Raw genomic sequence first — 7,075 nt, 5'->3', positions numbered from 1 at the left:
TTTGTCTGGCGGTAATAGCGCGGTGGTCCCACCTGACCCCATGCCGAACTCAGAAGTGAAATGCCGTAGCGCCGATGGTAGTGTGGGGTCTCCCCATGTGAGAGTAGGGAGCTGCCAGACTTTAATTTAATGCTAATGGGAAAAACCATTAGTGAAATGGATCGGGTGGTGCGGTAGTTCAGTTGGTTAGAATACCGGCCTGTCACGCCGGGGGTCGCGGGTTCGAGCCCCGTCCGCACCGCCAATAATATCGAAAGTAAGCCCTGTGAAAATATCATAGGGCTTTTTGTTGTTTATTAAAAAACTTGTCAAATATATAAATATTTTTTATAAAGTTGTTTTATTTTCATTTTTCTTGAACTTTAAGATGCAATTATGCTTCTAAATGATGAGTTTTATCTATTATCTATGTATTGGATAGATTAATAAATATTCGATTTTTAAGGGCTATTTGAGGTGGCAAAAAAAATTTATTCAGTGCGTTATATTGCTGGCCAGCCAGCAAAGCGTATTTTACCTGTATCTGAATATACGCTTGATGATGATTTACCTATAGGGATGCCACTGTTCTCAGAAAGTGATGAATTAAGCATTGTTTCATGGAATATTTATAAGCAGCAACGCCCAAACTGGTATTCAGTTTTAAATAAATTAGTCATAGATAAGCATTTGATTCTATTGCAAGAAGCTCAAACTTCACCTCAACTTATTGATTTTATCGTATCTCAACATTTAGTTGCTGATCAAGTACCAGCAATTGTTTTTCCTCAACACGCTTCTGGGGTAATGACGTTAGCAAGATCTCATCCAATTTATTGTTGTCCATTGCGAGAAAAAGAGCCATTACTTCGGTTACCAAAATCAGCGTTAATTACCGTTTATCCATTACATAATGGCCGAAATTTAATGATTATTAATATTCATGCGGTTAATTTTAGTTTTGGGGTGGATATTTATGGTCGACAGCTACACAATATAGGGGAGCATATTAAAAGACATCAAGGGCCAGTGATTTTTGCTGGGGATTTTAATACCTGGAGTCGACAACGTATAAATGCACTTAAACGTTTTACGCGCAGTTTGCGGATGAAAGAAGTCAATTTTGGCACTGATGAACGCACTATCATCTTTGGTTACCCATTAGATTATGTTTTCTATCGTAGTTTGACTCTTCTCGATGCAGAAGTGATTAAGACGCAATCTTCTGATCATAATCCCATTTCTGCCAAATTTAGTATCAAGTAGCTTTAATCAGAGAATAAAAAAATAGAAATGCTGGTTTAGCATTTCTATTTTAAATATTAGGTTTGTACTCAGATAATGATGTTAGTTATCAATGCTATTTTATTGATATATTTTCTTTTTTAATAAATAAGTAGTAAGTAATTGACAAGCAGACGATCCAAATCATTCCTACTATCAGCGCAACACGTGTATCTTTGAAAAAGCCTAACAGCATGATGACAAACACCATAAATAAGATGGTGATGAATGGACCAATCGGCCAAAATGGTACTTTAAATTTCAGTTTGCTTGCCATTTCAGCGCTCATTTTACGGCGCATAGCAACTTGAGAAAGCAAGATCATTAACCAAACCCAAACTGTTGCGAATGTGGCTAAAGAGGCAATTATTACAAAAATATCTTTTGGAATAATATAATTGAGATAAACGCCGATCAGCATAATTACCGACATAACAACTACTGTCATCCAGGGAACACCAGTGCGGCTAACTTTCATAAATGAACGAGGTGCTTGCCCTTCCTGGGCCATACCATACATCATACGGCCAGCTCCAAAGATATCACTGTTAATAGCAGATATAGCAGCTGTAATGACAACAATATTTAAGATATTAGCGGCAGAAGTGATATTTAAATTGGCAAAAATTTGTACAAATGGACTACCGTTCTGTCCAATTTGGTTCCAAGGAAAAATGCACATTAAGACAAAAAGCGTTAAGCCATAAAACAGTAATATACGCAATGGCACAGCATTAATGGCTTTAGGGATAGTTTTTTCTGGTTCTTTAGCTTCACTTGCAGTAATGCCGATCACTTCAATACCACCAAAGGCGAAGATAACGATTGCTAGTGAGGCAATAATTCCTTCTACACCATTAGGCATAAAGCCACCATGTTGCCAAAGGTTAAATAAACCTGTTGCATGATGTTCGGTTCCTTGACCAAAACCAAATAACATGATTGCACCACCACCAATGATCATCGCAATAATGGCAATCACTTTAATAATTGATAACCAGAATTCCATTTCACCGAAAATTTTCACATGACACAAGTTCAATGCGCCAATAAATAGGACAATACTTAATACCCATACCCGTTGTTCAACTTGAGGAAACCAAAAGCGCATATAAGTGCCAAAGGCAGTTACATCGGCCAGACAGACAATTAACATCTCAAAGATATAATTCCATCCAGTAAGAAAACCGGCTAATGGCCCCATATAGTGGCTGGCATACTGAGAAAAAGAACCTGGCACTGGGTGGTGGACTGCCATTTCACCCAGTGCTCGCATAACCATAAAAACTGCTGCTCCACCAATCATATAGGCAAGCAGTACCGCTGGGCCGGCAGCCTGTATTGCTGAAGCTGAACCATAAAAAAGCCCTGTACCAATTGCAGAGCCTAGCGCCATGAAGCGAATATGCCTGCCAGTCAATCCCCGTTTAAGTTGATTTGTATTGTTCATGTGTTGCCTTTCCATCTTTCTTTTTAATGTGCTGGATATGCTCCCAGTTCACAACCTAAATGGTTTTGATAACTACAAAGCACAAGCTTTAACCATAACATAAAGAAAGGTGTTCTAGGGATAGATATCTGCAATAATAGGCAAATTATTAAGTTATTTTAGAGAACGTCATGGATTATCCAATTAATCAAATTTTTCAAACAATACAGGGAGAGGGCTATTTTACTGGAGTAGCAGCAATTTTTATTCGTTTACAGGGTTGTCCGGTCGGGTGTAGTTGGTGTGATACTAAACATACTTGGGCTAAAAATAAGCAACAACAGCGGTCATTATCGATAATCTTAGCTAAAAAGATCGAAAGTGACGAGTGGGCAGCGTGTAGTTCAAAACAAATTATTGATCTATTTGAACAGAATAATTATACCGCTCGTCATATCGTCATTACAGGTGGAGAGCCTTGTTTATATAATCTAACCGAATTAACTGATAACTTAGAAAAAAAAGGTTATCAATGCCAAATCGAGACGAGTGGGACACATAATATTTATTGTTCTGAAAAAACTTGGGTAACTGTATCACCGAAAGTGGCGATGCGTGTTGGTTTTAGTATATTGCCGGCAGCCTTAAATCGAGCTAATGAAATTAAGCATCCTGTCGGGCGCCAAAAAGATATAGATGCATTAGAATCTTTGATTAATCAGCTTGAGCCCAATCATCCTGCACCACATATTTGTTTGCAACCGATTAGTCAAAATGCTAATGCTACTCAGCTTTGTATTGAAACCTGTATTAAACGTAATTGGCGGTTATCGGTTCAAATGCATAAATATCTAGATATCGCTTAATAGTACTCAGCACCAATCGGTGCTGAAAATAAAGGGCGGGGTTTATTCACCGCGATAAATACAACCTGCATTACAAGTTTCTTTAATCATTATCGAACTTAATTGTGGCAAAATGGGTTTCATTTTATGCCAAATCCAACGTGCAATAACTTCACTAGTAGGATTTTCTAATCCTTCTATGTCATTAAGATAATGATGATCTAATTGTTGCCATAAAGGTTTAAAAGCTTTAGAAATATCGCTAAAGTCAACGATCCAGCCTGTTTGTTGATCAATTTCACCCGTTAATTCTAATCTGACCATAAATGAGTGCCCATGTAAACGTCCACATTTATGCCCTGTGGGAACATGGGGTAGTCGATGGGCAGCCTCAAATTGAAAGTCTTTAAAAATTGTTGCGCTCATTGTGGCACCTATCAATTGTATTAATGCAAACATTTTATCTGAATGAGTACATTTTTTATATTAGAAACTTTTGATTAATTAATCTCATTATGTGATTTAAAAATAATTTAATCATTTTAAAAATGAGATATGGTTATATTATCTTGACCTTGTGAGATAACTTGATGAATATAAAATAGAATGAAAGAATTTTTCAGCATAATTTTTTACTTTAAATAAAAAAAACAGTTAACTAACAAAATATTTTAAATTGATCAACTTATTAGATGGTAAAAACAAACTTTTTTTTGACATATAGCTAAGCTATACTTTGTCAATAAAAAGACCCGTTTGACTCTATTTCATATTTATTTATGAATTTTTTTATTAATAACTTATCTGTGATAGGTAGCGTCATAGGGTAAGTTGTGGGATGATAAGTGAGTCTTGCAGGGGGCTTCGATGCGTAAATTAGCGCTGATATTGTTGGCGGTGTTTTGCTGGTTACAATATTCACTATGGTTTGGTAAAAATGGTGTCCATGACTATTTGCGTATAAAAAGTGAAGTTGCAGCGCTAGAAACGTTGAACATGACATTTAAAGTACGCAATGAACGTTTATTTGCTGAAATAGACGATTTGAATGAGGGACGCGAAGCTATTGAGGAGCGATCCCGCTCTGAGCTTGGTATGATTAGACCTGGAGAGTCTTTTTATCGAATAGTGAATGAGAATGCTTTTCCAAACCATAAATAAAATTTTTAATTAATAATATTTTTCCGGCCACAAAATTATTTAAAAATATTATGACGAAAAAGTAGTAATTCATAAGAAAACAGTCTAGAACAATGAATAAATTTATATCTAATCATAAAGTGCAAATTGCTGCTTTAATACCTGCCGCTGGTATTGGCAATCGTATGAAAGCGGATTGCCCCAAGCAATATTTGAAAGTAGCGGGAAAAACGATTATTGAACATACCATATCTGCCTTGCTTAAGCAGCCAAGAATTTCCCAAATTATTGTTTCGTTAAATAAGGATGATATCTTTTTTCATCAATTAGCGATTGCAAAAAATGCAAAAATTAAAACAGTCGTTGGTGGTTGTCAAAGGGCTGATTCAGTTTTGGTTGGACTGAATTATTTATCAGACAATTTACAACTAGATCCCTGTTGGGTTTTAGTTCATGATGCAGCTCGACCTTGCTTACATCAAACTGATTTAGATAGTATTATTCGTTTTATTGATAGTAAACAGTCTTCTTATGGTGGTATTTTGGCAGCGCCAGTAAGAGATACAATGAAACGTTCAGTTCAAGGAAAAATAGATATTAGTCATACTGTTGAACGAAGTGAACTTTGGCATGCACTGACGCCACAATTTTTTCCTTTAGCATTAATCAAAAACTGTTTGACTCAAGCATTAGCGCAAAAAGCCGTAATTACCGATGAGGCTTCGGCGCTTGAATATTGCGGTTACCATCCTCAATTGCTGGAAGGTAGAGTGGATAATTTAAAGGTTACTCAACCAGAAGATTTGATGTTAGCAGAATTCTACCTTTCTCGCGCTTTATAAGACTATTGTTAGGAGTATCGTTCATGCGGATTGGACATGGATTTGATGTACATAAATTTGGTGGAGATGGCCCAATTACAATGTGTGGAGTGAAAATTCCCTATGAACAAGGATTAATAGCGCATTCCGATGGTGATGTCGCCTTACATGCAGTGACAGATGCTATTCTTGGTGCAGCAGCATTAGGCGATATCGGTAAAATTTTTCCTGATACCGATCCGACTTTTAAAGATGCCGATAGTCGCGGTTTGCTACGTGAGGCGTATTCGCAGGTGCTGAAAAAAGGATATTGTATTAGTAATCTTGATATCACAATTATTGCTCAAGTACCCAAAATGCTGTCATATATTGCTGATATGCGCAAAAATATAGCAGATGATCTAGGTTGCCATATTGATTATGTCAATGTTAAGGCAACCACGACGGAGGAACTTGGATTTATTGGTAGAAAAGAAGGCATTGCTTGCGCAGCAGTGATTTTATTAGTAAAGGATAATAGTCATGATGGTGACAGCACTTCAGTGGCTGCATGGTAAACCAGTAGCAAGCGGAGCGATAAAATTAACGGCTGAAGATTTTATTGTACGTGAAGATCTGGGATTTTCACCTGAAGGTGAGGGTGAACACTTGATGGTGTATGTTAGGAAAAAGGGCTGTAATACTCTATTTGTAGCTGACCAGCTGGCTCGATTTGTTGGTATTTCTCCACGTAGTGTCAGTTATGCTGGATTAAAAGATAGGCAAGCAGTGACAGGACAGTGGTTCTGTCTTCATTTACCGGGAAAGGAAGATCCCGATTTTAGCCAGTTTTCACTTGCAGGATGTGAAATTCTGCTAGTGAAACGACAGAAACGTAAATTACGTATTGGTTCATTAAAAGGCAATGATTTTGAGTTAACTATTCGACATATTAGTGATCAGCAAGCAGTGGAAACACGTTTGCAGCACATCAGAACATTCGGGGTAGCTAACTATTTTGGTGAGCAGCGCTTTGGTCGTGCGGGTAATAATTTCGTGCAAGCTGAGCGTTGGGCAAAAGGTGAAATTGAAGTTAAGCAGCGTAATAAACGTAGTTTTTATCTTTCTGCCGTTCGGAGTGTTATATTTAATTTTATCGTCAGTGAACGTATGCTTAATAATAAAGTACGTCAGATAATGGACGGTGATGTTATGCAATTAACCGGTAGTGGTAGTTGTTTCGTTGCTAAGAGTGAAGAGTTATCTCAATTACAACTAAGATTGCAGGCTGGCGAAATTCAAATTACCGCTCCGCTATATGGTGAAAAAGAATTAGGAACTCAATCATAAGGTGCGACAGGAAGTCGTCTGACATATTGTTTTTAAAAAGGAATGGACAAAACCAGTCATCCCATTGACTGTAACCTACCGTGACAGGCGTGGCGGGCAACTGCGGGGTCTGAAGCTCACAGGACAATGTAACCTTGCATTGTAAAATGCGATAACGAAACCGTGAGGGAATAGTTATTACCTGCAAGCATCATGCGGATGAGGTGCTAGGTTTATCGGTATGGTTAACATATGTGAACTGTTAATAA

At 37.4% G+C, this 7,075-nt stretch carries 7 protein-coding genes, 1 tRNA gene, 1 rRNA gene and 1 pseudogene; 8 read left to right on the top strand and 2 right to left on the bottom strand.

Features of this window, described 5'->3' with window-relative positions; all coding sequences use genetic code 11:
• Positions 1–4: 4 nt before the first annotated feature.
• The 3 genes from rrf (at position 5) to CBG25_RS10300 (ending at position 1,245) form a co-directional block, all read left to right on the top strand.
• Positions 5–120 (top strand): 5S ribosomal RNA (gene rrf / locus CBG25_RS10310).
• A 47-nt stretch (positions 121–167) separates the two neighbouring features.
• A tRNA-Asp gene (locus CBG25_RS10305) sits at positions 168–244 on the top strand.
• Between the two features lie 212 nt (positions 245–456).
• Positions 457–1,245, top strand: a complete 789-nt coding sequence (locus CBG25_RS10300) for an endonuclease/exonuclease/phosphatase family protein (protein WP_290606480.1) — start codon at positions 457–459, stop codon at positions 1,243–1,245.
• Between the two features lie 94 nt (positions 1,246–1,339).
• Here CBG25_RS10300 and CBG25_RS10295 read toward each other — a convergent pair whose 3' ends face one another.
• Positions 1,340–2,713 carry an amino acid permease gene (locus tag CBG25_RS10295; protein WP_290606478.1) on the bottom strand — a complete coding sequence of 458 codons (1,374 nt, stop codon included), beginning with the start codon at positions 2,711–2,713 and terminating at the stop codon, positions 1,340–1,342.
• Positions 2,714–2,883: 170 nt separating this feature from the next.
• Here CBG25_RS10295 and queE point away from each other — a divergent pair, with 170 nt between their 5' ends.
• A complete protein-coding gene (gene queE, locus CBG25_RS10290) occupies positions 2,884–3,558 on the top strand; it encodes a 7-carboxy-7-deazaguanine synthase QueE (protein WP_290606476.1) in 675 nt (224 codons plus the stop codon).
• A gap of 42 nt (positions 3,559–3,600) precedes the next feature.
• Here the strand turns inward: queE and queD are convergent, their stop codons facing one another.
• On the bottom strand, positions 3,601–3,963 hold the full coding sequence (gene queD / locus CBG25_RS10285) for a 6-carboxytetrahydropterin synthase QueD (RefSeq protein WP_063653804.1): 363 nt from the start codon (positions 3,961–3,963) through the stop codon (positions 3,601–3,603).
• Between the two features lie 441 nt (positions 3,964–4,404).
• On the opposite strand from queD, the gene ftsB reads away from it, so the two are divergent.
• From ftsB to truD, 4 genes and pseudogenes are all read left to right on the top strand, one after another.
• The gene (gene ftsB, locus CBG25_RS10280) at positions 4,405–4,698 is read left to right on the top strand and encodes a cell division protein FtsB (RefSeq protein WP_290606472.1); all 294 of its coding nucleotides are present in this window, start codon (positions 4,405–4,407) and stop codon (positions 4,696–4,698) included.
• 92 nt (positions 4,699–4,790) lie between these two features.
• Positions 4,791–5,519 carry a 2-C-methyl-D-erythritol 4-phosphate cytidylyltransferase gene (gene ispD, locus CBG25_RS10275; RefSeq protein ID WP_290606470.1) on the top strand — a complete coding sequence of 243 codons (729 nt, stop codon included), beginning with the start codon at positions 4,791–4,793 and terminating at the stop codon, positions 5,517–5,519.
• Positions 5,520–5,542: 23 nt separating this feature from the next.
• The gene (gene ispF, locus CBG25_RS10270; RefSeq protein ID WP_290606468.1) at positions 5,543–6,055 is read left to right on the top strand and encodes a 2-C-methyl-D-erythritol 2,4-cyclodiphosphate synthase; all 513 of its coding nucleotides are present in this window, start codon (positions 5,543–5,545) and stop codon (positions 6,053–6,055) included.
• A pseudogene (gene truD, locus CBG25_RS10265) lies at positions 6,021–6,821 on the top strand (tRNA pseudouridine(13) synthase TruD); the annotation flags it as partial. The gene ispF and the pseudogene truD, both read left to right, overlap by 35 nt.
• Between the last annotated feature and the right edge of the window lie 254 nt (positions 6,822–7,075).

Source organism: Arsenophonus sp. ENCA, assembly GCF_002287155.1.
Lineage (GTDB): Bacteria > Pseudomonadota > Gammaproteobacteria > Enterobacterales > Enterobacteriaceae > Arsenophonus > Arsenophonus nilaparvatae.
The sequence above is the reverse complement of the archived record's forward strand: the minus strand, read 5'-3'. Positions and strand labels throughout refer to the sequence as shown.

Excerpts from the sequence above, each read along its gene's own strand:
- CBG25_RS10295 (WP_290606478.1), bottom strand. The coding sequence starts at position 2,713 with ATGAACAATACAAATCAACTTAAACGGGGATTGACTGGCAGGCATATT.
- ftsB (WP_290606472.1), top strand. The coding sequence starts at position 4,405 with ATGCGTAAATTAGCGCTGATATTGTTGGCGGTGTTTTGCTGGTTACAA.
- queE (WP_290606476.1), top strand. The coding sequence starts at position 2,884 with ATGGATTATCCAATTAATCAAATTTTTCAAACAATACAGGGAGAGGGC.
- queD (WP_063653804.1), bottom strand. The coding sequence starts at position 3,963 with ATGAGCGCAACAATTTTTAAAGACTTTCAATTTGAGGCTGCCCATCGA.
- ispF (WP_290606468.1), top strand. The coding sequence starts at position 5,543 with ATGCGGATTGGACATGGATTTGATGTACATAAATTTGGTGGAGATGGC.
- ispD (WP_290606470.1), top strand. The coding sequence starts at position 4,791 with ATGAATAAATTTATATCTAATCATAAAGTGCAAATTGCTGCTTTAATA.